This window comes from Pseudomonas sp. TE9122 (assembly GCF_056278925.1).
On the sequence record NZ_JBWBQI010000001.1, the window covers coordinates 3,355,438 to 3,380,850 of the forward strand.

A 25,413-nucleotide genomic window follows, 5' to 3' on the forward strand; every position below is an offset into this window, starting at 1 on the left:
CCGCGTCGATTATGGATTCAAAGCAGGACTTTCAGGTCGGCGTAATCCCGCAATATTCCCCAATCGGTTCCCTCTCCCTCTGGGAGAGGGCTAGGGTAAGGGGCTTTTCAGGCCATCAGATACGGAACTGCCCCACCAGCTTGCCCAACCGCTGCCCCAGCTCCGCCAGACTGCGCGACGTTTGCGCGCCCAGTTGCGTTTCATCGGCGACGCTGTCCACCGCCACGGCAATCTGATGCACGCTGCGGTTGATCTCTTCGGCCACCGCCGTCTGCTCTTCCGCTGCGCTGGCGATCTGCGCGTTCATCGAGTTGATCGTCGCGATCAACTGCGCCATGGCGTCCAGCGATGCGCCAGCCTGATTGGCTTGCTGCGAAGTGCCGTCGCCGGCCTCGCTGGAACGGCGCATCGCTTCGACCGCCTGCTGCGTGCCGGCCTGCAAGCGGTCGATCATGCCCTGGATTTCCTGGGTGCTGATCTGCGTGCGGCTGGCCAGCGCGCGTACTTCGTCCGCAACCACCGCAAACCCGCGCCCGGCCTCACCGGCGCGCGCCGCTTCGATCGCGGCGTTGAGCGCCAGCAGGTTGGTCTGCTCGGCAATCGAACGGATCACCCCAAGCACGCCGACGATCGAACTGACGTCCTGCTGCAGGCTGTCCAGCGACACGCCGCTGTTGCGGATGTCGTCGACCAGCGCATGAATCTGTTTGATGCTGCCCGCGACCACGCGCTTGGCGCTCTGGCCTTCTTCGTCGGTCTGCTGAGCGGCGACGGCGGCGTTCTGTGCGCTCTTGGCGACTTCCTGGGCGGCGGCGGACATTTCGTTGATCGCCGTGGCGACCTGATCGGTTTCGTGGCGTTGACGCTCCATGGCCTGATCGGAACGCTGCGCCTGTTCCGAGACCTGGGTGACCAGACCGGTCAGTTGCGTGGTCATCTCGGTGATCTGCCGCACCAGGCCGTGGATCTTGTCGACGAAACGATTGAACGAGCCGGCCAGTTCGCCGAGTTCGTCCTGGCTGGTGATGTTCAGGCGCCGGGTCAGGTCGCCCTCGCCCGCCGCGATGTCGTCGAGGTTGGCTTTCATCAGGGTCAGCGGGCGCAGAATGGTGTTGGCCAGCAGCATGCCCGCTGCCGCGATCACCAACAGCACCAGCACCGCAACGCCGACGATGCTCAGCACCACGCCTTGCACGCGCTCCTGCACTTGCGCCTCGACCTGCGCCACTTGCGCTTCGATGCCGTCGAGGTTGACCGAGGTGCCGACCGCCATGTCCCACTTCGGCAGGTATTCGGTGTAGCCGAGTTTCGGCACCAGCACCTTGGCGTTACCCGGCAGCGGTGAGCTGTATTGCAGATAGTGGGTGCCGTCCTTGGCCACTTTGACCAGGCCGAGGTTGACGTAGACGCCGTTCGGATCGCGGTTGTCCTTGAAGCTTTTGCCCACGCCGTCGGGGTCGTTGGCCTTGAACAGGCGCACGGTTTCGGAGTCGTAGCCGAAGAAGTAGCCATCCTTGCCGTAGCGGATGCCCGAGAGCAATTTGATCGCCTGCGCCCGCGCCGCGTCGTCGCCCGGTGCGGCGGCGTCGTACAGCGGTTTGATCGTGGTCATGGCCACGGCGACGTAACTTTGCAGGGTGGCCTTGGCGTCGCTGAGCAGCCGCTCGCGGGTCTGTTCGACCTCCTTGCGCGCCTGTTCCTGGAGGATGAACAGCGTGGTCACGCTGATGACCAGCGCAAAGAGCAGCACCGGCAGAACGGCAAGGGACAGGACTTTAGCCTTGAGACTCAGGCGCATCGGGGGACTCACTCTTTTGATTTTGTTGGCGTGGTTAAAGGCTTTAACGGCACGCCGGGGCAAAAGTTGAGTCTTGAAACATCGCCGCCCCCCCTGTGGGAGCGAGCCTGCTCGCGAAAGCGTTGGCTCAGCAACCTGTGTGTCGACTGACACGACGCCTTCGCGAGCAGGCTCGCTCCCACATGGGGCAATTGTGGATTTTTTAGAGAACCATCGCCGCCACCCAGCCAAACACCAGCAGCGGCAGGTTGTAGTGCAGGAAGGTCGGTACGACGGTGTCCCAGATGTGGTGATGCTGGCCGTCGATGTTCAGGCCCGAGGTCGGGCCGAGGGTCGAGTCCGAGGCCGGCGAACCGGCATCGCCCAGCGCACCGGCAGTGCCAACGATGCAGACGATGGCGATCGGGCTGAAGCCCAGTTGCACGCACAACGGCACGAAAATCGCCGCCAGAATCGGCACCGTGGAGAACGACGAACCGATGCCCATGGTCACCAGCAAGCCCACCAGCAGCATCAACAAAGCCCCGACGCCTTTGCTGTGATTGATCCAGGCCGCCGACGATTCGACCAGCGTCTGCACCTGCCCGGTGGCCTTCATCACTTCGGCAAAGCCTGAGGCGGCGATCATGATGAAGCCGATCATCGCCATCATTTTCATGCCTTCGGTGAACAGGTCATCGGTCTCGCGCCATTTGACGATGCCCGACACCGAGAAAATCAGGAACCCGACCAGAGCGCCGATAATCATCGAGTCCAACAGCAACTGCACGACAAACGCCGAAGCGATGGCCACACCGGCGATCATCAGGCTCAGCGGGTTGTAGTGCACCGCCGTCTGCTCGACCTGTTCGATTTTGGCCAGGTCATAAACGCGCTTCTTGCGGTAGCTGATGAACGCGATCGCCAGTCCGAAAACCATGCCCAGCGCCGGAATGCCCATGGCGTGGGTGACATTGATGCCGCTGATGTCGACGCCGCTGCGGGCGACGTTGGCCAGCAGGATTTCGTTGAGGAAGATGTTGCCGAAACCCACCGGCAGAAACATGTACGGGGTGATCAGGCCAAAGGTCATGACGCAGGCGATCAGACGGCGATCGAGTTGCAGCTTGGTCAGTACATATAGAAGTGGTGGCACCAGCAGCGGAATGAAGGCGATGTGGATCGGCAGGATGTTCTGCGAGGCAATCGCCACCACCCACAGCAGGCCGATCAGCAGCCATTTGACGTTACCGCCGCCGGTTGCGTGCTGCCGATCCACCATCGCCAAAGCCTTGTCGGCCAGCGCATGGGCCAGGCCGGATTTGGCAATCGCCACGGCGAACGCGCCGAGCAAGGCGTACGACAACGCCACCGTCGCGCCGCCGCCCAGACCGCTGTTGAACGCCTTGAGTGTTGCGTCGATGCCCAGACCGCCGGTCAGGCCACCGACCAGCGCCCCGACGATCAGCGCGATCACCACATGCACGCGCGACAGGCTGAGGATCAGCATGACGCCGACGGCTGCTATGACTGCATTCATTTCACTACCTCAAAAAACACTGCGGGTGGAAACACACCGCCAGACAGGATGAGTCCGCCCGGCGCTGGCCGGCGGATTTGTATGAAGGGTCTTATTAGAGGGCGCGCACTGTGCCGCAGAGTGGCGGCGCTGTCAAAGCCCTGTGGCGAGGGGATTTATCCCCGTTGGGTGGCGAAGCCGCCCCCGGCAAACTTTAAATCAACCCTGTACGCAGGTGTCACGACTGCTTCGCAGCCGAACGGGGATAAATCCCCTCGCCACAGGACTACAGGACTACCGGACCACAGGACCACAGGACCACAGGACTACAGGACCACAGGCCCCGCATGCGGCAATCGGTCATATTGCGCTCACGGCATAAAGAAAGCCGAAACGCGGCCGCTACAGTGCAAAGTCTCAGATATTTATCGGATAAGGATGTTTTCCATGTCGCTCAGACAACTTTCCATCCAGTGGAAAATCACCCTGCTCGCCGGCCTCTGCCTGGCCGGTATCGTGACCCTGTTGGTCGGTCTTTCGCTGTATCGCATGGAACACAGCTCGGCGCTGGTCAAGGCCTCGAGCATGGAGATGCTCACCGAATCGGCGCAGGCGCGGATCGAATCGCAAGGTGAAGTGCAGGCCGCCGGCATTCGTCAGCAATTCATGGACGCCTATCAGTACGGCCACGGTTTCTCGCGGCAGGTGCTGTTTTTGCGTGAGCAGGCCGAGAAGCGCTTTCTCGATGCCTTCGATCTGCGCGAGGACATGACCCGTCAGGTCAAATCCGCGCTGCAAGCCAACCCGGACCTGCTCGGCCTGTCGCTGGTGTTCGAAGCCAATGCGCTGGACGGCAAGGACGAACTGTTCGCCGATCAGGCTGAACTGGGCAGCAACGACAAGGGCCGTTTTGCCCTGTACTGGTCGCAGCCGACCCCGGGCAAAGTCACTTCGATGGCGCTGCCGGAAAGCGACATGAGCGACACCAGCACCGGCCCCAGCGGTCAGGCTGCGAATGCCTGGTTCACCTGCCCGCGCACCACGCTCAAACCCTGCGTGATCGAGCCGTACTTCTATGTCATCGATGGCCAGAAAGTGCTGATGACCAGCATCGTCTTCCCGCTGCAGGTCAACGGCAAAGTCATCGCCTCGCTGTCGGTTGACATCAACCTCAACAGCCTGCAAGCGATCAGCCAGAACGCCAGTCGCAAGCTGTATGACGGTCAGACCGCCATCAGTATCGTCAGCCCCGCCGGCCTGCTCGCCGGTTACAGCCCGGATGCCGGCAAACTCAGCCAGCGTCTGGATGCGGTGGATCAGGCCAGCGGCAGTGAGTTGCTGCGCTTGCTCGCCTCAAGCACTGGCGTGAGCAGCCTGCACAGCAACGGCCAGTTGAAAGTGCTGTCGCCGTTCCAGCCGATTCCCGACGGACCGGCATGGGGCGTGTTGCTCGATGTGCCGGAGAAAGTCCTGGTCAGCCGCGCCGAAGCGCTCAAGCAGCAACTGGATGCGAGCAATACCTCAGGCACGCTGATCGAACTGAGCCTGGGCCTGTTCGCCGCGCTGATCGGTCTGTTGCTGGTGTGGCTGATGGCGCGCAGCGTGACCAAGCCGATCCTCGGTGTGGCGCACATGCTTGAAGACATCGCCAGCGGCGAAGGCGACCTGACCCGGCGTCTGGCCTACGACAAGCAGGACGAGCTCGGCCAGTTGGCCGGTTGGTTCAACAAGTTCCTCGACAAGTTGCAGCCGATCATCGCCGAGGTGAAGCGCTCGGTGCAGGACGCGCGCAACACTGCCGACCAGTCCTCAGCCATCGCCACCCAGACCAGCGCCGGCATGGAGCAGCAATACCGTCAGGTCGATCAGGTCGCCACCGCTTCCCACGAAATGAGCGCCACCGCCCAGGACGTCGCGCGCAGTGCCGCCCAGGCCGCCGAAGCTGCCAAGGACGCCGACCGCGCCACCCGCCAGGGTCTGACCGTGATCGACCACACCACCGCGAGCATCGACACCCTCGCCGCCGACATGAGCGCAGCGATGGTCCAGGTCGAAGGCCTGGCCGCCAACAGTGAGAAGATCGGCACGGTGCTGGAGACCATCCGCGCCATCGCCGAGCAGACCAACCTGCTCGCACTCAACGCCGCCATCGAAGCCGCCCGTGCCGGTGAAGCCGGACGCGGTTTTGCTGTGGTCGCCGATGAAGTGCGCAACCTCGCGCGCCGCACTCAGGAGTCGGTGGAGGAAACCCGCCAGGTCATCGAGCAATTGCAGAACGGCACGCAGGAAGTGGTCGGTGCGATGGGCAACAGCCATCGTCAGGCCCAGGGCAGCGTTGAGCAGGTGGGTCAGGCTGTCACGGCGTTGCGGCAGATCGGCGATGCGGTGACGGTGATCAGCGACATGAACCTGCAAATCGCCAGTGCCGCCGAAGAGCAGAGCGCAGTGGCTGAAGAGATCAATAACAACGTGGCAACGATTCGCGATGTGACCGAGTCGCTGTCCGGGCAGGCCAATGAATCGGCGCGCGTGAGCCAGTCGCTCAACAGCCTGGCGAATCAGCAGCAGCGGTTGATGGATCAGTTTCGCGTTTGATGCACAAGTGCGGGGTGTCAGTTCCAATCCCCCCTCACCCCAGCCCTCTCCCCCCAAGGGGGCGAGGGGGAAAGGGAGCCGATCTTCATGCCATTCAAGTCCTGAGTTCGACTCGGATTTCAAGTGGGTGCATCTCTCAAGAACAACACAATCAGTCCCCTCTCCCTCTGGGAGAGGGTTAGGGTGAGGGGCTTTTCAAGGGCTCACCGCCGAGGCAGTTCAATCACCACTTTCAACCCGCCCCACTCGCTTTCGCCCAACACCAGCAAGCCACCCCACGTTTCGACAATATCCCGCACGATCCCAAGGCCGAGCCCATGCCCGTGGGTCTGCTCATCCAGCCGCGTGCCACGGCTGAACACCTGAGACCGCTGCTCCTCGGGAATCCCCGGGCCGTCATCTTCCACGCTCAGGGCAAAGCCGTCAGACCGTTCGATTACACTCAAGCGCACCTCGGCATCGGCCCATTTGCAGGCGTTGTCGAGCAGGTTACCGAGCAGTTCGAGCAAATCCTCGCGGTCCCACGGCAGCTGCAAACCCGGCGGTGCGACGTAGCTCAGGGCCAGATGCTCGCCGTGAATCATGTTCAGCGTCGCCAGCAACCCCGGCAACTCGGCATCGCAATCAAACAACGCGCCGGGCAGCGCATCCCCCGCCAACCGCGCGCGATTGAGTTCGCGATTGAGGCGCTGCTGCACCTGCTCCAGTTGTTCCTTGAGGATCCTGCGCAGCTCGGGATGGTCATCGAGCTTGTCGCTGGAGGCCAGGCTGAGCAGCACCGCCAACGGGGTTTTCAGCGCGTGGCCAAGGTTGCCCAAGGCATTGCGCGAGCGCTTGAGGCTGTCTTCGGTGTGGGCGAGCAAATGGTTGATCTGCGCCACCAGCGGTTCCAGCTCCACCGGCACCTGATCGTCGAGTTGCGAGCGCTGGCCCTGCTGCAACTGAGCGATCTGCTCGCGCGCGCGTTCCAGCGGTTTCAGCGCGCGGCGCACGGTCAGGCGTTGCAGGAACAGGATCAACAGCAACGCCGCCAGCCCCAGACCGAGGCCGATCTGGCGCATGCGCTGGAAGCTGTCGCTGACCGGCGTGTAATCCTGGGCGACACTGATCGAGATCGACTGCCCCAGGCGTCGGTAGTCCGAGCGCAGTATCAGCAGGCGTTGCCCGCCCGGGCCTAGTTGCAGGTTGCTGTGCAGCCCCGGGTGCTGCAGCAGCGGCAGTTCCTGATCCCACAGCGAGCGCGAACGCCAGTGGCTGTCGGAGAAATCGATGCGAAAGTAGTGCCCGGAAAACGGCCGCTGATAGGCCGGCGACAGATGCCGCTCATCCAGCTGCAAACCTTGCGGGCCGCGCACCAGCGCTACCAGCAGGCTTTCGCTGTCGTTGCGCAGGCCGGCTTCGAGGTAGCGCTGCAAACCGACTTCGAACAACCACAGGCTGGTTTGCGCCAGCACCAGACCGACCACCACCATCACGCTGATCAGACCCAGGCTCAAACGGCGCTGGATTGATCTCATGAAGCTTGTCCGCCGAACAGGTATCCCTGACCGCGACGGGTTTCGATCACGCTTTTGCCGAGCTTGCGCCGCAGGTGATTGACGTGGACTTCGAGGACGTTGGAGTCACGCTCGGTCTCACCGTCGTAGAGGTGTTCGGCGAGGTGGCTTTTCGAGAGGATCTGTTCGGGGTGCAGCATGAAATAGCGCAGCAGGCGGAATTCAGCGGCGGTCAGCTGGATGTCGGCGCCGTCGCGAACCACGCACTGGCGGCCTTCGTCCAGATGCAGGCCGGCGGCTTGCAGGGTCGGCTGGTTGGCCTGGCCCTTGGAGCGGCGCAGCAGTGACTGAATGCGCAGGTACAGTTCTTCCGGGTGGAACGGTTTGGTCAGGTAATCGTCAGCGCCGGCTTTCAGCCCTTCGATGCGCTCGGCCCAGGAGTCGCGCGCGGTAAGGATCAGCACCGGAATCGCCAGACCGGCAGCGCGCCACTGCGCCAACACGTCCAGCCCCGGCACGCCGGGCAGGCCGAGATCGAGGATGATCAGGTCATAGGGCTCGCTGCTGCCCTGATACACCGCGTCACGACCATCGGCCAGCCAATCCACCGCGTAGCCTTGGCGCTGCAGGCCGGCGAGCAATTCGTCGGCCAGCGGTACATGGTCTTCCACCAGAAGCAAACGCATCGATCAATCTTCCTTGTCTTTGACTAACTCGCCGGTATCGGCCTTCAGGTGCAGCTCGCGCGCCACGCCTTCGACCGTCAGCAATTCGACTTCGTAAATGTACACGTCGTGTTTTTCTTCCAGCTCGACTTCCAGCAGTTTGGCGCCGGGGTAGCGATCCATGGCCTGCTGCAGCACTTGCTCCAGCGGCAGGATCACACCATCGCGACGCAGGGCCAGCGCCTCGTCCTGATCGAGGTCGCGGGCCATTGCCGTGCTGCACAACAACACCAGCGCCAGCGCCGTCAGGCGGGTGGCGCGACTATTCAGCTTCATTACGTATCCTGATGATCCCTGAGCACTTCACCATCGACCGCGTTCAACTCCAGATCCCACTTCAGCCCTTTCGGGTCGCGCAGTTCGATCTGGTAAATGAACTTGCCGTACTCTTCCTCCAGCTCGGTTTCGGTGATTTCCGAACCGGGGTGTTTTTCCAGGGCGATGGCGTTGAGCTTCTCGAAGGAGACGATAGTACCAGCGTCGCGCAAACGAAGCGCTTCGTCAGGCCCGAGATCGCGCGCCTGCGCGGTATTGGCAATGAGGCCGAGGATCGAGGCAGTGGTCAGGGCAGTCAGGGTTTTCATGGTGTCTCCGAATTCTTATATGTTGCTTACGGTGGGCACCATAGCGAGGTCAACTTAACTGAAACTGAATGGCCATCATTGTGCCCCACTGTTGGCAAGATTCCCTGTGGGAGCGAGTCTGCTCGCGAAGACGGAGTGTCAGCTGCAGCGATGTTTCTGACCCGCCGCTTTCGCGAGCAGGCTCGCTCCCACACTGGTTTTGCGTCTGCCCCGTTTGTGGGACAGGCTCACTCCTACATGGGCCTGCAACATGTGCTTATAATCGCCAGCTTGCTAACGATCGAGACCGGTATGACCGCCATCCACATCAAGTTTCCCGCCCTCACCCTCAAGGCCGGCCCACGGGCCATGGCGCGCATTCGTGCGCAGGGATTGCACGCCGCTGACGTCGGCACCCTGCCCGGTGCGGCCGGTGGGCCGAAGGCGTTGGGGATTCAGGGGCTGGATCTGGCGTTGTTCGGCGAGTGGCTGCCGGGTGCGCCGCGTGAGCGTTCGCTGATCGGCGCCTCGGTGGGTTCCTGGCGCTTCGCCAGCGCCTGCCTGCCGGACGCCGCCGAAGGCATTCGCCGCCTCGGTGAGCTGTACGCCGAGCAGCATTTCAACAAAGGCGTGACCATGGCCGAGATCAGCCAGAGCTCGCAGCGCATGCTCAATGACCTGCTCGACGGCCGCGATGCGAGCATTCTTGAAAACGCCGATTACCGCTTGAACATCATGGTGGTGAAAAGCCAGGGCCGCCTCGCCGAGGATCATCGCGGGCGCCTCGGTCTGGCGTTGGGCTCGGTGATCGCCGACAACCTGCGCGGCCGTGCACGGCTGTCGCGGCACTTCGAACGGCTGATCATCCACGATCCACGCCTGGCGCCGCCGCTTGATGCCTTGACCGATTTCCCCTCGCGTTTCGTTGCCCTCAATACCGGCAACCTGCGCCAGGCCCTGCTCGCTTCCGGGTCGATTCCGATGGTCATGGAAGGCGTGCGCGACCTGCCCGGCGCCGGCGCGGGTACGTTCCGCGATGGCGGTTTGCTCGACTACCACCTCGACCTGCCCTACAGCGGCGACGGCATCGTGCTCTATCCGCACTTCACCGATCGGGTGATTCCCGGCTGGTTCGACAAGACCCTGCCATGGCGCCGCGCTTCGGTGCAGCGTCTGCAGGATGTGCTGCTGGTCGCGCCATCGAAGGAATATCTGGCGCGCCTGCCCTACGGCAAACTGCCCGATCGAAATGACTTCAAACGCTTTATGGGCGATGCGCCGGGCCGGCAGAAATACTGGCACGCGGCGATGGACGAGAGCCGGAGACTGGGTGACGAATTCCTCGAGCTGACGGCCAACGGTCGCCTCGCCGAGCGCTTGCTGACCCTTTAGTCAGCACGGCCAAAGACAAGCTGATAAACTCGCCGCCTGCCCGAATCGCTGCGGCGAACGCCATCTGAACAGAGCCGAAAATACTGTGGAAATCTTCAAGGAATTTACTTTCGAATCCGCCCACCGCCTGCCGCACGTCCCGGACGGCCACAAGTGCGGCCGCCTGCACGGCCACTCATTCAAGGTCGCGCTGCACCTGAGCGGCGACCTCGATCCGCACACTGGCTGGATTCGCGATTTCTCCGAGATCAAAGCGATTTTCAAGCCGCTGTATGAGCGCCTCGACCACAACTACCTGAACGACATTCCTGGCCTGGAAAACCCGACCAGCGAAGTGCTGGCCAAATTCATCTGGAATGAGATGAAGCCATTGCTGCCGGAACTCAGCGCGATCCGCATTCATGAGACGTGCACCAGCGGCTGCATCTATCGCGGCGAATAAGCCGATCCGAAGACCACTGCAAAACCCTGTGGGAGCGGGCTTGCCCGCGATAGCGGAGTGTCGGACACATCAATGTTGGATGTTCCGACGCCATCGCGGGCAAGCCCGCTCCCACAGGGTTCAGTGCCGGATTGAGTTCAGAAACAGCCTCCACGGCTGTTTTTTTATGCCTATGCTGTCCGCTCCCCGCCAAGAGGGCAGCCCCATGACGGCTCGCTCCCACATTGGGCTCCTGGTGCATTCAGTGCACTGCTTTCGCGCTGAAAACCTCAGTCGCGTCTACACATTCGTTCACTTGCGCCGTTTGGCACGACCGCTGCAACCCTTCTGCGTCTTCCCCTTCCAGCAAGGACTGCCCCATGACGCAGAACGCCTCCGGCAACGATTACCCGCTCAGTGAAGTCCCCATGCACGCGCGCAAAGGCCTGGCCTCGACGGCGATGGTGTTACTGGGCTTCACGTTTTTCACTGCGACCATGTTTGCCGGCGGCAAGCTCGGGGTTGCGTTCGGTTTCGCCGAGATGATGGCGGTGATCATTGTTGGCAATCTGCTGCTGGGCCTTTACGCCGCAGGGCTGGGTTACATCGCCTTCAAGAGCGGCCTCAATTCGGTACTGATGGGCCGCTTCTGTTTTGGCGAGGTCGGCAGCAAGCTCAGCGATCTGATTCTCGGCTTCACCCAGATTGGTTGGTACGCGTGGGGCACGGCGACGGCAGCGGTGGTGATCGGCAAGTATTTCAATCTCGATGAAAGCACCGTGCTGGTCCTGATGGTGCTGTTCGGCCTCGGCTTCTGCGCTACGGCGTACATCGGTTATCGCGGACTGGAGATTCTCTCGTACATCGCGGTGCCGGCGATGATGTTGCTGCTGATGCTGTCGATGTGGGCAGCGACCGTGAAAGTCGGCGGCTTCGAAGGCTTGCTCAGCGTGGTGCCGAGCGGTTCGCTGGACTGGTCGACAGCGATCACCCTGGTGTTCGGCACCTTCGTCAGCGGCGCAACGCAAGCCACCAACTGGACGCGATTTTCGCGCTCGGCAAAAGTCGCGGTGCTGGCCAGCCTGATCGGTTTTTTCATCGGCAACGGGCTGATGGTGCTGATCGGCGCGTACGGCGCGATCGTCTATCAACAGCCGGATGTGGTTGAAGTGCTGCTGTTGCAGGGCTTCGCCATGGCCGCGATGGCCATGCTGTTGCTGAACATCTGGAGCACTCAGGACAACACCATCTACAACTTCGCCGTGGCCGGCTGCAACCTGCTGCGCACCGGGCGGCGCAAGACCGTGACCCTCGGTGGCGCGGTGATCGGCACTCTGCTCGCCCTGCTGGGCATGTACGACATGCTGGTGCCGTATCTCATCCTGCTCGGCACGGTGATTCCGCCGATTGGCGGGGTGATCATGGCTGACTTCTTCTACCGCTGGCGCGGGCACTATCCGCGTCTGGCCGACGCACGGTTGCCAGCGTTCAACTGGCCGGGCCTCGGGGCCTACGGGGTCGGAACCGTCGCTGCGTTCAGCTCGCCCTGGGTCGCGCCGCTGGTAGGAATCGCCGCTGCCGCGCTAACGTATGTCATCGTCACCGGTGTGCTGGGCGCCCGTCGCGTCAGCGCACCACTACAAGACCTATAAAGAGGATTTGCTTGATGCACATCATCAACGCCCGCCTGCGCAACCAGGAAGGCCTGCACGAATTGCACCTCGAAGACGGCCTGATCCACAGCATCGCCCGTCAGACCGAAGCGCCGACCCTCGGCGCGGATGACCTCGATGCCGGCGGCAATCTGGTGGTGCCGCCCTTCGTCGAGCCGCACATCCACCTCGACGCCACCCTCACCGCCGGCGAGCCGCGCTGGAACATGAGCGGCACGCTGTTCGAAGGCATTGAATGCTGGGGCGAGCGCAAAGTCACCATCACCGAAGAAGACACCAAGACCCGCGCCAAGAAGACCATTCAGGCCCTGGCCGCCCACGGCATTCAGCACGTGCGCACCCACGTCGACGTCACCGACCCGCAACTCACCGCGCTCAAAGCCATGCTCGAAGTGCGCGAGGAAAGCCGTCACCTGATTGACCTGCAGATCGTCGCGTTCCCGCAGGAAGGCATCGAGTCGTTCCGCAACGGGCGCGAGCTGATGGAAGAGGCGATCCGCATGGGCGCCGACGTGGTCGGCGGCATTCCGCATTTCGAGTACACCCGCGATCAGGGCGTCAGCTCGGTGAAGTTCCTCATGGACCTGGCCGAGCGTACCGGCTGCCTGGTCGATGTGCATTGCGACGAGACCGACGATCCGCATTCACGTTTCCTCGAAGTGCTTGCCGAAGAAGCGCGCAGCCGCGACATGGGCGCCCGCGTCACCGCCAGCCACACCACGGCGATGGGTTCTTATGACAATGCCTACTGCGCCAAACTGTTCCGCCTGCTCGGCCATTCCGGCATCAGCTTTGTTTCCTGCCCGACCGAAAGCATTCACCTGCAAGGACGTTTCGACAACTTCCCGAAACGCCGGGGCGTGACCCGCGTCAACGAACTGCTCGAAGCCGGCATGAACGTGTGTTTCGGTCAGGATTCGATCGTCGACCCGTGGTATCCGCTGGGTAACGGCAACATCCTGCGCGTACTTGAAGCGGGTTTGCACATCTGCCACATGCTCGGTTATCGCAACCTGCAAAGCGCGCTGGATCTGGTCACCGACAACAGCGCCAAAGCCATGCACCTGGGCGAGCGTTACGGACTGGAACAGGGCCGCCCGGCGAACCTGCTGATTCTCTCGGCGGACAGCGACTACGAAGTGATCCGCAGCCAAGGCCTGCCGCTGTATTCGATTCGCGGCGGCAAGGTGTTGATGAAGCGGCAGATGCCGGTGGTGGAGTTCAGTTGAGATTGCGCTGGGGCTGATGGCCTCATCGCTGGCAAGCCAGGCTCCCACAGGTTTTGTGTTGAGCACATGATTGGGCCCTCATGCAAAACCCTGTGGGAGCCTGGCTTGCCAGCGATGGCGTCGGCCGAATCAATCCATCAACCGCGCCGTGCCAAACAATCTGACGCGCAGCAATTCCCCTTCCGAAACCTCAAGCAAAACCGGTGCGGTGCCACCCGGCATGACCACCCGCACTTCACCCGCCTCGACCCAACCCACCCGCCACGCCGCACACGCCACTGCGCTGGCGCTGGTGCCGGATGACGCGGTTGGTCCTTCGCCACGCTCGAATACCCGGGCGAGGACTTGCTGCGGCGACGCCAGCCTGGCCCATTGCAGATTGACGCCCGCCGGGCAGGGATTGCCGGCACCGTTGGGCATGGCATAGGCGATTGCTGTAAGCCGTTGGTTCAGGGTGGGTTCACGCATCTGTTCGTTGCTCGGCAAAGCGCTTGCATCGCTGAGCAGCGTTACACAGTGCGGATTGCCGATACGGACGAATTGGCTGTGGGTCCAAGTGGGATCGAGTTGCGCCAGGGGCTGGACATGGCTGACGTCGCGATTATTGATTTGAACGCTCTCGACTGCCTGCGCCCCAACGGCTCGCGGGCCGAATCCGGGCCGGCCGAGGTCGAGCCAGAAACCGCGCACGCCTTCGACTTCGGCGGGTCTCACTGAGGTTTCCAGCGCCGCGCCTTTGTCATGATGAACGCGCAGCATGGCGCCCTGCTCCGCCATCAAGCCTTGCTCGGTTAATGCCTGAGAAAAAATCGTCAGGCCGTTACCGCTGCGCTCGGCGAGACTGCCGTCGGTGTTGACGATCAGCACATCGAACGGCGCAGATGCCTGAAACGGGCCGATCAGCAGGCCGTCACTGCGGTGGGGTTTGCCGTTGGCCGGACGCTGGCCTTCCGGCCAATCGTAGCACAGGGCGATAGCGGCTTCGCTCCAGTGCTGCCGAGATGCGGCGCAGGCGTCGGCGCTTGTGGGCAACGCGATTCCGGCCTCGCGCAAGGCTTGGGGTGAGACCACGGCGTAGATATTGCCGCGTGCGTCGTAGAACTTCGTCATGCCTTGTTCCCATATTCCATGCTGGCGAAAATCCGACTGTAAACCGCAAACCAGTGTGGGAGCGAGCCTGCTCGCGAAGGCGGTGCGTCAGTCGACAATTCCATATTTGACCCACCGCTTTCGCGAGCAGGCTCGCTCCCACAGGGTAGGATGTTCACCGTTATGCCCCGAAAGGCCTGAGATCGAACCTCAACGCCGCCAGAATGTCACTCGGGATGCAGTTGTTTTTTTGCCAAGGATCGATATGACCAGCCTCAACCCCCAAGACACGTTCGTCCCCGGACGCCTGCAACAGATGTCCACCCGCGTCGCTTTTTTCATCGCTGGCCTCGGCATCGCCGCGTGGGCGCCGCTGGTGCCGTATGCCAAGGCGCGGGCCGGGCTGGATGAGGGCACGCTGGGATTACTGCTGCTGTGCCTGGGTGTCGGCTCGATTCTGGCGATGCCGCTGGCGGGGATTCTCGCCACGCGTTTTGGTTGCCGACGAGTGGCCACCGGCGGCACCTTGCTGATCTGCGCGGCGCTGCCGTTGCTGGCGACGGTGTCATCGATCCCGGCGCTGATCGCCACGCTGTTCATGTTCGGCGCCGGTCTCGGCACGGTGGATTCGACGGTGAACCTGCAAGCAGTGATCGTCGAGCGCGCCAGCGGCAAGCACATGATGTCGGGGTTCCACGGCCTGTTCAGCCTCGGCGGCATCGTCGGTGCGGCGGGTGTCAGCGCCCTGCTCGGCCTCGGCCTGACACCGCTGGCGGCGATGCTGGTGGTAGTGGTTTTGCTGATCGGCGCCTTGCTCAAATGCGTGCCGCACATGCTGCCCTATGGCAGCGAAAGCTCCGGCCCGGCGTTCGCGATTCCCCATGGCATCGTGCTGTTTATCGGCGGCATGTGCTTCATCGTTTTCCTTACCGAAGGCGCGGCGCTGGACTGGAGCGCAGTGTTCCTCGCTCAGGAACGGGGGATCGACACGGCTTATGCGGGAATGGGTTACGCAGCGTTTGCCCTGACCATGACCGTCGGCCGTCTGCTTGGTGATCGCATCGTGCGCAAGCTGGGGGCCACGCGGATCATTCTGTTCGGCGGTCTGTTGGCGGCGGCGGGGTTGTTTCTCGCCACCTTCGCGCCGAGCTGGCAAGCGGCGCTGCTCGGTTATGCGCTGGTCGGCGCCGGTTGCTCGAACATCGTGCCGGTGCTGTACACGGCGGTGGGCAAGCAGACGGTGATGCCGGAGAGCATCGCGGTGCCGGCGATTACCACGCTGGGTTATGCAGGGATTCTCGCCGGGCCAGCGGTGATCGGTTTTGTCGCCCATGCCAGCAGCCTGAGTTTTGCCTTTGGACTGATGGCGGTATTGCTGGTGGCTGTGGCGATTGGCGGTAAAGTTCTGAAGGTCTAAAGCAAAAGATCGCAGCCTTCGGCAGCTCCTACAGGGGATCGGCGAACATCCTGTAGGAGCTGCCGAAGGCTGCGATCTTTTGCTCTTGTGTTTTAAAAACCGACGCTGGCCTGCACGAAGAACGTGCGCGGTGCGCCGACATACATCCCCGAGTTGTTGTCGCTGGAGCGGGTGAAGTATTGCTTGTCGAAGACGTTCTTCACCCCGGCACCAAGCTTGAGGTTCGACACCTGCGGACCAAAGTCATAACCGCCGCGCACGTTCCAGGTCACGTAACCCGGGATGTCGCCGTACTGCCCGTCTGCTGTGCCTTCGGTGATGTAGTTGCCGTTGAAGCTGCCATTCGCATTCACACCGGTGCCCGGCGAACGCTGTTTCGATTGGGCGAAGCCATCGATGTTCCAGGTCCAGCGATTGATGTCGTAACGCAAACCGACCGTCGCAACCTGCCGCGAATAGAACGGCAGATCGCGGCCCTTGAAGCCGGGGATCTCGCCTTCATAGGTGGCGCGGGTGTAGGTGAAACCGGCGTTGGCAGTCAAACCATCGAGGCGCGGGTCGAGTGCGGCCATGTCGTAATGCACCGAGGCTTCAATGCCCTGGTGCTTGGTCGCGCCGAGGTTGGTCCAGCCGACGTCGTTGCTGATGTATTGCAGTTCGTCATCGAAATCGATGTAGAACAGCGTCACCTCGCCGCCCCAGACATCATCGTTGTAGCGCGTGCCGATCTCGTAGGTCTTGGCCTTTTCCGGCTCCAGACCGTTGGCGGTGCTGTCACCCGAACCGCCCTGGCCGAGCTGGAAATACTGCAGGCTGCCGAACGAGGTTTCGTAATTAGCGAACAGCTTCCAGGCATCGGACAGGTGATACATCACGCTCAGCGCCGGCAGCGGCTCATTGCTTTCGATGCTGCGGTTTTTCTCCTGGACCGGCCGGCCAGCGGTGTCGAGCACGGCGCGGTCGTGCCAATCGGTGCTGATGTGTTCGAAGCGAATGCCCGGGGTGATGGTCCAGTTGCCGACGTCGATCTTGTTGTCGACATACACCGAATTGGCCTCGGTGCCGCCGGTGCGATCCTGGAACACATGGCCGTCGGAGGTCGGCGTGACCACCGGCTGGTTGTTGACCAGCGCCAGACGACTCGATTCTTCGTGCATCGCCTCTTTCAGATAGCGATAACCGACGCTGACTTCCTGGGTGGTCGGGCCGACATCGAACACCCGCGACACGCGCGGTTCGATGCCGAGGGTGTAGTAGGAACGCGGGTATGAGCTGAGGGTGCGCTGATCGCGCGCGGCGATGGTGCTGCCGCGAAAGCTGTCGGTGTAATAGGTGAGAATTTCTGCCTGGGTGCGCTCGTCGATCTGGCGGATCCACTTGAACGACACGTCTTTGCGCCGGCCTGTGAACTGGTCGTAGTCACGCACCGACTCGTACGGTTTGTCGTCGTACTGACGCTGCGTCAGGCCACCCGGCATGTCGGCACTGGCGTCGTAGTAGTGGAAGTTGAGGCTGAAATCGTCCTGATCGGTCGGCGCCCAGTGCGTCTTGAGCAGCACGTCGTCGATGTCGTTGCCGTTGTTGCGCTCGCGATAGCCGTGGCCGTTGACGCCGGAATACAACAGCGCGACGCCCATGCCGTTGTCGGCGGTGCCGCCAAGAAATGCGGTGTCGATGTGTTTCCAGCCGCCGTACTGCGTGGTTTCCAGGGCGGTGCCGATTTCGCCGGTGGTTTTCTCCGGAATCGCGCGGGTCACGAAGTTGATCACGCCGCCGACGTTCTGCGGCCCGTAGCGCACGGAACCGGCGCCGCGCACGACGTCGATGCTGTCGAGATTGCCAGAGGAAATCGGCGCCATCGACAGTTGCGGCTGGCCGTAAGGCGCGAACGCCGCTGGTACGCCATCGATCAAAACAGTCGAGCGTGGCGACAGGCGCGAAGTCAGACCGCGCACGCCGACGTTGAGGGAAATATCACTGCCGCCGGTGCCATTGGAGTCCTGCACCTGCACGCCAGGCACGCGCTTGAGCACGTCGCTGACGTTCATCGCGCCCTGCTCGACCATCGCTTCGCGGCGAATCACCGTGCGTGCGCCGGGGTGGTTCTGCACCACCGCAGCGTCCGCGTCACCGAGCCAGTCGCCGACCACTTTGATGTCGGTCACACCCAGTTCCAGGGGGCCGTTGCTGGCTGCGGAAGTCGCGGCTGGGGCGAGCGTCACCGAGCCTTCATTGATCTGATAATCGAGGCCGCTGCCCTGCAGCAACTGCCGCAGCGCCTGCTCTGGCGCGAGGTCGCCGTCTACCGCTGGAGCTTGTTTGCCGGCCACCAGCTCGGGGCTGAAAAACACCTGCAGCGAGGTTTGCTGGCCCAGTTCGCTCAAGGCCTGGCCCAGCGGTTGCGCGCGGATATGAATGGCTTCAGCGGCAAACGCCAACGGCATCGCGGCACTGACCGCGAGCGCCAAGGCCAGTGGCAACCAAGGGGATTTTTTATTGTGGGTTGTGGTGATGTTCACGTCGTACGGAGTCCTGTGGATCGCAAGAGTGTGCGGCTGTTAATGCAAACCAGTTGCAGTTGAACAGGAAGACGATGAACGGCGAAAAAACCTGAATGCTATCTGGAAATTATTTCCTGACTGCCATCGGCAAGGGTGCGCACCGTCACCGGCAGGATGCTCGGCAAGGCTTTGAGCAAGGCGTCGGTGTCGTCGGATTTGAACACGCTGGTCAGGCGCAGGCTGGCTACGTTCGGCTGGGTTACGGTCAGCGGCTTGTCGCGATAGCGCGATACTTCTGCAGCTACTTCGCTGAGGCTGGCGTTGTTGAACACCAGTTTGCCGTTGCGCCACGCGGTCAGCTGCGCCGGGTTGACCGCGTAGGCCGGCAGGACTTTGCCTTGGGCATCGACCGCAGTGCCGAGGCCTGCGGTGAGGTTGATGAATTGGTTGTCCGGGGCAGCACTTCCCTGCACCTTCACCGTGCCCTGCTCCACCGCCACGCGGGTTTGCGTGGCATCGCGGCGCACATCGAAACGCGTACCGGTGACCGTGACCCTGCCGCTGCCGGCTTCGACAATAAACGGACGCGAGGCGTCGTGTTCAACGCTGAACATCGCCTCGCCCGCGCTCAATTCGATAACCCGTCGATCCTGCTCATAACGCACCTGCAAGCGGCTGCGACTGTTCAGATCGATTACAGAACCGTCCGGCAACGCCACATGCTTGCGCTCGCCCGGCGCCGTGGCGAATTCAGCGCGGTAACCGCCCGGATGATTCAGCCCGCTGAACAGGCCAAGCCCCAGCGCCACGGCCAGAACACTCGCGGCGACGGCATAACGCAGCATCGGCCGACGTTGGCGGCGAGCTGGCGGAGTTTCGGCAAGCGCCTGCAGACGCGACGTCGGCAGCAGATCAGCAGCCGCCCACAAGTCCTGTAGCAGCTGGAATTCTGCACGGTGCTGCGGATGCTCGTTCAGCCAGGCCTCGAAGCGCTGCTGTTGCTCGACGCTGACATTCGGCTCCTGCAATCGCACGAACCATGCCGCCGCCTCGTCACGCACCGCCGCTTGCCCACAGGCGCAATCTCTCGTCTCCATCATGGAATATTCTGTCCGGCTGAGGTTGAGAGCAGGCAGGCCCCCCTGTAGGAGCTGCCGAAGGCTGCGATCTTTTCGACGTCACACGTCATCATGACTGCAAGCCATCCAGCCGCTCACGCAGATGGCGCAGGGTGCGGATCATATACTTTTCGACCATGTTCTTGGACAGCCCCAGGCGTTCGGCGATTTCTGCCTGCGTCAGGCCTTCGATCTTCTGCCATACAAAGATCTTGCGGCAGTTGAGCGGCAGCTCGGTGAGCGCGCGTTCGATGGAATCGGCCAACTGGATCGCGTGCATGTAATGCTCCGGATCGCCCGCCGACGACGCACTGTCATCGACCGCCTCCGCCTCCAGGGCGCCCCGCCGGTCCTCCCGCCGATAACCATCGACCGCGATATTGCGCGCGGTCTGATGCAGATACGCGCGGGGCTGCTGCACCGCCGCCGAATCCGCCTCGAGCACCCGCACAAAGGTGTCGTGCGCCAGATCCTCGGCCTGCGCGCGATTGCGCAGGCGACGAGTCCAGGTGCCGATCAACTCTTCGTAATGCTCGAAAAAGCCGGGTCTGCGGGGACGCATGAGGGTTGGCGACGCGCTGAGGAAAGAGGCGCGAATAGTAATGCTTCCTATTAAGGCGAGGCAATCGATTCCTCGAACAGAGCGCTCAAAGCGCGTACCTGGTCAGCCGGGTTCGCTCAACCAGTTGCAGGTAGTTTGCCAACATCGCCAGACCTTGCGGCGTCATCAATGACTCCGGGTGAAACTGCACGCCATAGATCGGCAGGTCTCGGTGCCGAAGCGCCATGATCTCACCCGGCATGCCGTCGTCATCCAGCACGTGCGCAGTAGCCACCAATTCGCCGGGCAAGACACCCGCCACCAGAGAGTGGTACCGCGCGACTTGCAAGCCGTCAGGCAAGCCGTCGAACAGGTCACGACTGTCGTGACTGATACGGGAAACCTTGCCGTGCAGCACCTGCCTCGCCCTGCGCACCTCGCCGCCGAAAGCAGCGGTAACGCATTGATGCCCCAGACAGATGCCCAATATCGGCAAACGGCCTGCGAAATGATGGATGGCCGCAAGGGAAATGCCCGCTTCTGTTGGAGAGCACGGCCCAGGCGAGACAATCAAAGACTCTGGCGCCAGCGCTTCGATGTCAGCCAAGGTCATTTCGTCATTACGACGCACTTCAACCTCAGCCCCGAGCATGCCCAGGTACTGCACGATGTTGTAGGTGAAGGAGTCGTAGTTATCGATCATTAAGTGCATATGGCAATTCCTGGCGTTGGGCGATCGATTGACAGCGGCCGGCGGCGACCCGCAGCAACTGGCTTTTCTCCAGCGTTTCCTGCCACTCACGATCGGCTACCGAATCCTGCACCACGCCGGCGCCGGCCTGAACGTAGAGACGGGCGTCTTGCAGCAGTGCGGTTCGAATGGCGATCGCCAGGTCGGCACGGCCGCTCCAGTCGAGATAACCGATCGCGCCGCCATACACCCCGCGAGAATGCGGTTCCAGTTCGGCAATGATCTCCAGCGCCCGCACCTTCGAGGCCCCGCTCAGCGTGCCTGCGGGGAAAATGCTTTTGAGCAGGTCCAGCCCGGTCACGTGGTCCGGCACCTGCCCGGTCACGGTTGAGACGATGTGCATGACATGGGAGAAATATTCCACGTTCAGCAACTGCGTCACCTGCACACTGCCGACGCGAGCCAATCGGCCGAGGTCATTGCGCGACAGGTCAACGAGCATCATATGCTCGGCAATTTCCTTCGGATCAGCGAGCAGTTCATCCCTGAGTCGGTGGTCTTCGACTGCCCCACTGCCCCGCCGGCGTGTACCAGCCATTGGCCGGGTGGCCACCGTTTGTTGCTCCTGACGAAACAACATTTCCGGAGAGGCGCCAACCACCTGGCAGTCGCCCAGGTTCAACAAGTAGCGATAAGGCGTGTGGCCCAGATCGGACAGGGATCGGTACAGCGCGACGGCGTCCTCGTCGAAAGGCAGGCTCATGCGTTGGGATAAAACCACCTGCATCACATCGCCCGCAGCGATGTAGTCCTTGATCCTGGCTACGGCCTCAATGAACGCTGACTTCGGGAAGGCCGATTCGACGACCGGCGTTGTCACCTCGACCACATGCCCGCCAGAGGCGCGCGGTACGAGCAACGGGCGCACATTTGCGATCAGTCGGTTGAGCCGATCCTGCCCACACTGGTAATCGCCCAGCGCCTTCGGGGGTTCATGCACGATGCAATAAGCCAGATGCTCGCGGTGATCCAGCACGACGAGATCCATGCTGATCAATTGCAATACATCAGGCAGCTGAAACCCAGAGGGCTTGCGCGGCACTCGACGCAGACGCGACTCGATGAGCCGAGTCGTTTCGAAACCGAAATAGCCAAAGAACCCACCGCTGAAACATGGCAGGCCCGGGCATTGCGGTATACGAAAGCCCTTCTGCAACTTGCCCAGTTCTGCCAACGGATCAATACAGTCAATCGTCACCGAAATCTGTCCGTCACGGTACAGGCGCAAGACACCCTCATCGAGTTCGACGCGCTGACTGCAAGGCAGGCCAATCACCGAGTACGCCGGCGCGAACACACCCTCGTGCCAGTGGCCGGTTTCGAACAGATAATCTTGCCCGCAGTTGGCTAGAGCCTGATACAGCGCAACGGCTTCCACCTCTGGCGGCAATGACAGGGTTTGCCAAAGCGGCACATGGGTATACCCCGCCTCGCCATAGGCAAAAAAATCTTCTAGGCTCAACATCCTTGTGTCTCCGGTTGATCACGCAGTAACAGATCGGCCAACAGCGTCATAGCCCTGCGATCAGATTTGCCATTGCGATTGAGAGGGATCTTGTAGGGTGCGGTGATGCGAATCGGACGGTTGCGGCCTGCCCCGATACCGGGGCAGGCACAGCGCTTATTTCAGCGGCGTAGCAACAAACTCGGGCAGTTGCTCCACCCGGTCAGCGTAAGCGGCAAGCGCTGTGTAGTTCTGGACCTCGACCAAGTGGGAGACCCTGAACTGGGTGAAGCGCCAGGCGGCGGCCACGGTTACATCGGCCTGAGACAACTGCGCCGTTGCAAGCCAAGGATTGGCGCTGGCTGCAGCCTTTTCCAGAAGCGCCAACGCGGCATGCAATTGCTCGGTGACGCGCGTTTGCCAAGGCTCATAGTGAAAAGCGACCGGTTTGTTGTATTCATACTCTAGCTGGACCGCTTTTTCGCATACCGCGAGGCCGAGCCCGATGAGCGACAGCACCTTTTGATGCTCCGCCGAATCCTTCGGCATCAAACTGCGGTCCGGTGCGACCTGCGCCTCCAGATAATCAAGGATCATCGATGAGTCCATGATCATTTCGCCGTTTTCGCAAATCAGCGTCGGCGCCTTGACCACCGAATTGATGGTTCGAAATTCATCCGTATCGCGAAACACCGAGATCTGCCGATGTTCATGTTCCAGCCCCATCAGCCGCATAGAAACGGCCACGCGCCGAACATAGGGTGATCCCATCATGCCAACCAGTTTCATCGCTTTCTCCTGAAATATTGACTATCCGTTTCATCGCCCCTTCCACTCCGTGTGACACTGGTGAACAAAGGGCGAAACTTGTGGTAATCGGCTATGCATCAATTGGTGCAAACGCCACCCTCGCCCCGTAGAACAACGAGGCTCGTTGTGAAACCGTTGCACTATCGCCTGTCGTCAAGAACCTGTTGCCGCCTGCTCTTGCACTTGAGAGATGAGGATTACTTTTCAGGTACTCCACCAGACTCTCAGCGGCGGCGTCGGACTGGGAAATCAGCCGCATGGAATCCGGCAGCTCGAGCCGCCAGAGGTGTTCAATAATCGGATAATGCGTACAGCCCAGTATGCAAACATCTGGCACCTGTGGAGCAGCACTCAGGAGCGCATTGACATGTTTACGAATCTCAGTGCGCAGCATGTCCTCAGGCACACCTTGTTCAATGAGCAACGCCAGGCCCTGACAGGCTTGTTGGTACACCTTTATATCGGCACGCCGATTATTGATTTGCGACGCAAAGATATTTGACTGAACCGTGTGCTGAGTCGCGAAGACCGCGACGCTTTGCACTGGATAATCACAAGCAGAGTTCGCGATCCTGTCGGCGACAGGTGCAACAACGCCGATCACCCTGCGACCGGGATGAACCTCAGCAAGCCACGTCTGCTGCAATCTTTGCAGACTGGTGGCAACCGCCGTGTTACAGGCGATGACAACTAATGAGCAGCCATACTTGAAAAGGCGAGTAATGGCGGCCTGGGTAAGATCATGGATATCGTCGACTGCATCATTGCCATAAGGTGCGTTTCCATGATCGCCCAAATAGACGAACTGCTCATCGGGCAGGGCCGACTCAAACGCGCGCATTACCGTTAAACCACCGCTGCCGAAATCAAATACGCCAATCAATCCGAATCCCTCCTTGAATACCCGTAAGTTTTCAGATAGTTGTCGCAATGGTCGCAGCGACGCCGATATATAAAACCCCTGTTACGACACTCATTTGGCGTTTTGTGCGAAGAATCTTCGCCGCATGCCCCGCCATGAGCATATACAGTGCATATACTGTGGTAGAGATGAATATTGCCGTCGACACCAATGCAATGCACTGCGGAATATACGGCAAGGCGTTATCGATGAACGTTGGAAACAAGATGATGTTGGTCAATATCCCCTTGGGATTTGTAAACGAAACGATCATCGCTCCGGTAAACATTTGCAGAGGGGTTCGCTTGCGCGAAGTGGCAACTGCAACCTGGGTATGCGAACGCAGCGCTTTAAAAGCGAGATAGAGCAGGTAAACAACGCCCACCCATTTCAGCCAGAACAAAATACCGGGGTTATCTCTTACCAATATCCCTAGACCGGACAAAACAATAACGGCGTGCCCGCCACTGGCCAGGCCGAAACCAATGGCAGCTGGAAACGATTCCTTGAAACCGTGATCCAGGGCTTGTGCCATGGAAAAGGCAACATTCGGCCCGGGAAGTATCGCGGCCGATAGAAATACTACGCAAAACAATATCCAAAGTTGAAAATCCATACCGCGCAATCCCCGCATAAGTCGCGAATTCAAGACAATATTTATTGAAGTTATTCAGTCAGGTTTTGATACTCGGACTTTCAGTTCTCAAGCAGGCGATCCGATCCATTTGGGAAGAAACGCTTTGATCCAGGTCGCCACCGCGCAATCATATTGATGCCAACCGGCAGTATGTTCGGCTGCAGGCCGGGTACCCGGCGCTTTGAGTCGTTCGCCACCGAGCATTGCCCAACGGTCGATCGTCTCGTAAGTCACTTCCGGGTGAAACTGCAGAGCGTAGGCGTTAGTTGCATATCGATAGGCTTGAACCGGAAAGGTCGAACCTTCGGCTAGCTGCGTAGCGCCTGGCGGCAGATCGAAGCCTTCGCTGTGCCATTGATAGACATGGTCTGGAAAAGGAGCGCAGGCGTCAGCCGTTATCTCGTGAGCAGCAGCCAGCGGTGTTATCGGGTAATAACCGGCCTCGGTTATCCCACCATCCAGTCGGTAGACGCGCGATCCCAAGTGCCGAGTCAGCATTTGCCCGCCCAGACAAAGACCCAGCAAAGGCTTGCCTTCCTTCAACGGCTTGGCCAACCAGTCGATCTCGTCGCGAATATAAGCGTCGTTATCATTAGCGCTCATCGGGCCGCCGTAAACGGCCACGCCCGCGTGCTCTGCCATGCACTGCGGAAGCGGATCACCGAATCGTGGTCGGCGGACATCCAGCTCAAATCCCATTTGATTCAGGAGGACGCCTACGCGGCCGGGCGTCGAGTGTCCCTGATGCAAAATAATCAAGACCTTGCGTGTTTGAGCCATTGCACAACTCCATGTGTTCACTGATCAACTTGAT

22 protein-coding genes and 2 pseudogenes are annotated in these 25,413 nt (G+C 61.2%); 7 read left to right on the plus strand and 17 right to left on the minus strand.

The window, feature by feature from the left end; all coding sequences use genetic code 11:
• Positions 1–115 precede the first annotated feature (115 nt).
• The 3 genes and pseudogenes from ACZ9BE_RS15050 to ACZ9BE_RS15060 all read right to left on the minus strand — a co-directional run bounded on the left by ACZ9BE_RS15050 (position 116) and on the right by ACZ9BE_RS15060 (position 3,317).
• Positions 116–937 (minus strand): methyl-accepting chemotaxis protein, encoded by an 822-nt coding sequence (locus ACZ9BE_RS15050; protein ID WP_370695145.1) that lies wholly within the window; start codon positions 935–937, stop codon positions 116–118.
• 36 nt (positions 938–973) lie between these two features.
• Positions 974–1,798: pseudogene (locus ACZ9BE_RS15055) on the minus strand (cache domain-containing protein); the annotation flags it as partial.
• Between the two features lie 202 nt (positions 1,799–2,000).
• Positions 2,001–3,317: a Na+/H+ antiporter family protein gene (locus ACZ9BE_RS15060; RefSeq protein ID WP_056791374.1), complete on the minus strand. Its 1,317-nt coding sequence runs from the start codon at positions 3,315–3,317 to the stop codon at positions 2,001–2,003.
• Between the two features lie 1,569 nt (positions 3,318–4,886).
• On the opposite strand from ACZ9BE_RS15060, the pseudogene ACZ9BE_RS15065 reads away from it, so the two are divergent.
• A pseudogene (locus ACZ9BE_RS15065) lies at positions 4,887–5,033 on the plus strand (HAMP domain-containing protein); the annotation flags it as partial.
• A 102-nt stretch (positions 5,034–5,135) separates the two neighbouring features.
• On the plus strand, positions 5,136–5,891 hold the full coding sequence (locus ACZ9BE_RS15070) for a methyl-accepting chemotaxis protein (protein WP_370593523.1): 756 nt from the start codon (positions 5,136–5,138) through the stop codon (positions 5,889–5,891).
• Between the two features lie 203 nt (positions 5,892–6,094).
• Here ACZ9BE_RS15070 and ACZ9BE_RS15075 read toward each other — a convergent pair whose 3' ends face one another.
• From ACZ9BE_RS15075 to ACZ9BE_RS15090, 4 genes are read right to left on the minus strand one after another with little or no spacing between them, the layout of a single operon-like run.
• Positions 6,095–7,408 (minus strand): sensor histidine kinase, encoded by a 1,314-nt coding sequence (locus tag ACZ9BE_RS15075; RefSeq protein ID WP_476249637.1) that lies wholly within the window; start codon positions 7,406–7,408, stop codon positions 6,095–6,097.
• Positions 7,405–8,073, minus strand: coding sequence for a response regulator transcription factor (locus tag ACZ9BE_RS15080; protein ID WP_016775412.1), 669 nt, complete (start codon positions 8,071–8,073; stop codon positions 7,405–7,407). Before ACZ9BE_RS15080 ends, ACZ9BE_RS15075 begins: the two co-directional genes overlap by 4 nt.
• 3 nt (positions 8,074–8,076) lie before the next feature.
• Positions 8,077–8,388, minus strand: a complete 312-nt coding sequence (locus ACZ9BE_RS15085; RefSeq protein WP_016775413.1) for a PepSY domain-containing protein — start codon at positions 8,386–8,388, stop codon at positions 8,077–8,079.
• Complete coding sequence (locus ACZ9BE_RS15090) at positions 8,388–8,696, minus strand: PepSY domain-containing protein (protein WP_236169380.1); 309 nt, start codon at positions 8,694–8,696, stop codon at positions 8,388–8,390. Before ACZ9BE_RS15090 ends, ACZ9BE_RS15085 begins: the two co-directional genes overlap by 1 nt.
• Positions 8,697–8,987: 291 nt before the next feature.
• On the opposite strand from ACZ9BE_RS15090, the gene ACZ9BE_RS15095 reads away from it, so the two are divergent.
• From ACZ9BE_RS15095 to codA, 4 genes are all read left to right on the plus strand, one after another.
• Positions 8,988–10,067 (plus strand): patatin-like phospholipase family protein, encoded by a 1,080-nt coding sequence (locus tag ACZ9BE_RS15095; protein WP_476249638.1) that lies wholly within the window; start codon positions 8,988–8,990, stop codon positions 10,065–10,067.
• 85 nt (positions 10,068–10,152) lie between these two features.
• Positions 10,153–10,509, plus strand: a complete 357-nt coding sequence (gene queD / locus ACZ9BE_RS15100) for a 6-carboxytetrahydropterin synthase QueD (protein ID WP_007915588.1) — start codon at positions 10,153–10,155, stop codon at positions 10,507–10,509.
• A gap of 359 nt (positions 10,510–10,868) precedes the next feature.
• Positions 10,869–12,140, plus strand: a complete 1,272-nt coding sequence (codB, locus tag ACZ9BE_RS15105; RefSeq protein ID WP_056791386.1) for a cytosine permease — start codon at positions 10,869–10,871, stop codon at positions 12,138–12,140.
• A gap of 14 nt (positions 12,141–12,154) precedes the next feature.
• On the plus strand, positions 12,155–13,390 hold the full coding sequence (codA, locus tag ACZ9BE_RS15110; RefSeq protein ID WP_039763460.1) for a cytosine deaminase: 1,236 nt from the start codon (positions 12,155–12,157) through the stop codon (positions 13,388–13,390).
• Between the two features lie 129 nt (positions 13,391–13,519).
• On the opposite strand, the gene ACZ9BE_RS15115 is transcribed toward codA, so the two are convergent.
• Entirely contained in the window at positions 13,520–14,500 is a 981-nt protein-coding gene (locus ACZ9BE_RS15115; RefSeq protein WP_476249639.1) for a diaminopimelate epimerase, read from the minus strand.
• 244 nt (positions 14,501–14,744) lie between these two features.
• Here ACZ9BE_RS15115 and ACZ9BE_RS15120 point away from each other — a divergent pair, with 244 nt between their 5' ends.
• Complete coding sequence (locus tag ACZ9BE_RS15120; RefSeq protein WP_095182435.1) at positions 14,745–15,896, plus strand: MFS transporter; 1,152 nt, start codon at positions 14,745–14,747, stop codon at positions 15,894–15,896.
• Positions 15,897–15,988: 92 nt separating this feature from the next.
• On the opposite strand, the gene ACZ9BE_RS15125 is transcribed toward ACZ9BE_RS15120, so the two are convergent.
• From ACZ9BE_RS15125 to ACZ9BE_RS15165, 9 genes are all read right to left on the minus strand, one after another.
• Positions 15,989–18,415, minus strand: coding sequence for a TonB-dependent siderophore receptor (locus tag ACZ9BE_RS15125; protein WP_476249640.1), 2,427 nt, complete (start codon positions 18,413–18,415; stop codon positions 15,989–15,991).
• 98 nt (positions 18,416–18,513) lie between these two features.
• Complete coding sequence (locus ACZ9BE_RS15130) at positions 18,514–19,497, minus strand: FecR family protein (protein WP_476249641.1); 984 nt, start codon at positions 19,495–19,497, stop codon at positions 18,514–18,516.
• 88 nt (positions 19,498–19,585) lie between these two features.
• Positions 19,586–20,077, minus strand: a complete 492-nt coding sequence (locus tag ACZ9BE_RS15135) for a sigma-70 family RNA polymerase sigma factor (RefSeq protein ID WP_476249642.1) — start codon at positions 20,075–20,077, stop codon at positions 19,586–19,588.
• Positions 20,078–20,162: 85 nt separating this feature from the next.
• Positions 20,163–20,768: an anthranilate synthase component II gene (locus ACZ9BE_RS15140; RefSeq protein ID WP_476249643.1), complete on the minus strand. Its 606-nt coding sequence runs from the start codon at positions 20,766–20,768 to the stop codon at positions 20,163–20,165.
• Complete coding sequence (locus tag ACZ9BE_RS15145) at positions 20,749–22,272, minus strand: anthranilate synthase component I family protein (protein ID WP_460143520.1); 1,524 nt, start codon at positions 22,270–22,272, stop codon at positions 20,749–20,751. The genes ACZ9BE_RS15140 and ACZ9BE_RS15145 overlap by 20 nt, the downstream gene beginning before the upstream one ends.
• Positions 22,273–22,428: 156 nt before the next feature.
• Positions 22,429–23,040 carry a glutathione S-transferase family protein gene (locus ACZ9BE_RS15150; RefSeq protein WP_460143521.1) on the minus strand — a complete coding sequence of 204 codons (612 nt, stop codon included), beginning with the start codon at positions 23,038–23,040 and terminating at the stop codon, positions 22,429–22,431.
• A gap of 91 nt (positions 23,041–23,131) precedes the next feature.
• Complete coding sequence (murI, locus tag ACZ9BE_RS15155; RefSeq protein WP_476249644.1) at positions 23,132–23,944, minus strand: glutamate racemase; 813 nt, start codon at positions 23,942–23,944, stop codon at positions 23,132–23,134.
• Between the two features lie 31 nt (positions 23,945–23,975).
• On the minus strand, positions 23,976–24,578 hold the full coding sequence (locus tag ACZ9BE_RS15160; RefSeq protein ID WP_476249645.1) for a LysE family translocator: 603 nt from the start codon (positions 24,576–24,578) through the stop codon (positions 23,976–23,978).
• 87 nt (positions 24,579–24,665) lie between these two features.
• Positions 24,666–25,379 (minus strand): glutamine amidotransferase-related protein, encoded by a 714-nt coding sequence (locus ACZ9BE_RS15165; RefSeq protein ID WP_460143523.1) that lies wholly within the window; start codon positions 25,377–25,379, stop codon positions 24,666–24,668.
• Positions 25,380–25,413: the final 34 nt, after the last annotated feature.

What these genes read in the sequence shown, in the direction of transcription:
- ACZ9BE_RS15050 (WP_370695145.1), bottom strand. Translation starts at nt 937, where the DNA reads ATGACCACGCAACTGACCGGTCTGGTCACCCAGGTCTCGGAACAGGCG.
- ACZ9BE_RS15060 (WP_056791374.1), bottom strand. Translation starts at nt 3,317, where the DNA reads ATGAATGCAGTCATAGCAGCCGTCGGCGTCATGCTGATCCTCAGCCTG.
- ACZ9BE_RS15070 (WP_370593523.1), top strand. Translation starts at nt 5,136, where the DNA reads ATGGAGCAGCAATACCGTCAGGTCGATCAGGTCGCCACCGCTTCCCAC.
- ACZ9BE_RS15075 (WP_476249637.1), bottom strand. Translation starts at nt 7,408, where the DNA reads ATGAGATCAATCCAGCGCCGTTTGAGCCTGGGTCTGATCAGCGTGATG.
- ACZ9BE_RS15080 (WP_016775412.1), bottom strand. Translation starts at nt 8,073, where the DNA reads ATGCGTTTGCTTCTGGTGGAAGACCATGTACCGCTGGCCGACGAATTG.
- ACZ9BE_RS15085 (WP_016775413.1), bottom strand. Translation starts at nt 8,388, where the DNA reads ATGAAGCTGAATAGTCGCGCCACCCGCCTGACGGCGCTGGCGCTGGTG.
- ACZ9BE_RS15090 (WP_236169380.1), bottom strand. Translation starts at nt 8,696, where the DNA reads ATGAAAACCCTGACTGCCCTGACCACTGCCTCGATCCTCGGCCTCATT.
- ACZ9BE_RS15095 (WP_476249638.1), top strand. Translation starts at nt 8,988, where the DNA reads ATGACCGCCATCCACATCAAGTTTCCCGCCCTCACCCTCAAGGCCGGC.
- codB (WP_056791386.1), top strand. Translation starts at nt 10,869, where the DNA reads ATGACGCAGAACGCCTCCGGCAACGATTACCCGCTCAGTGAAGTCCCC.
- codA (WP_039763460.1), top strand. Translation starts at nt 12,155, where the DNA reads ATGCACATCATCAACGCCCGCCTGCGCAACCAGGAAGGCCTGCACGAA.
- ACZ9BE_RS15115 (WP_476249639.1), bottom strand. Translation starts at nt 14,500, where the DNA reads ATGACGAAGTTCTACGACGCACGCGGCAATATCTACGCCGTGGTCTCA.
- ACZ9BE_RS15120 (WP_095182435.1), top strand. Translation starts at nt 14,745, where the DNA reads ATGACCAGCCTCAACCCCCAAGACACGTTCGTCCCCGGACGCCTGCAA.
- ACZ9BE_RS15130 (WP_476249641.1), bottom strand. Translation starts at nt 19,497, where the DNA reads ATGATGGAGACGAGAGATTGCGCCTGTGGGCAAGCGGCGGTGCGTGAC.
- ACZ9BE_RS15135 (WP_476249642.1), bottom strand. Translation starts at nt 20,077, where the DNA reads ATGCGTCCCCGCAGACCCGGCTTTTTCGAGCATTACGAAGAGTTGATC.
- ACZ9BE_RS15140 (WP_476249643.1), bottom strand. Translation starts at nt 20,768, where the DNA reads ATGCACTTAATGATCGATAACTACGACTCCTTCACCTACAACATCGTG.
- ACZ9BE_RS15145 (WP_460143520.1), bottom strand. Translation starts at nt 22,272, where the DNA reads ATGTTGAGCCTAGAAGATTTTTTTGCCTATGGCGAGGCGGGGTATACC.
- ACZ9BE_RS15150 (WP_460143521.1), bottom strand. Translation starts at nt 23,040, where the DNA reads ATGAAACTGGTTGGCATGATGGGATCACCCTATGTTCGGCGCGTGGCC.
- ACZ9BE_RS15160 (WP_476249645.1), bottom strand. Translation starts at nt 24,578, where the DNA reads ATGGATTTTCAACTTTGGATATTGTTTTGCGTAGTATTTCTATCGGCC.
- ACZ9BE_RS15165 (WP_460143523.1), bottom strand. Translation starts at nt 25,379, where the DNA reads ATGGCTCAAACACGCAAGGTCTTGATTATTTTGCATCAGGGACACTCG.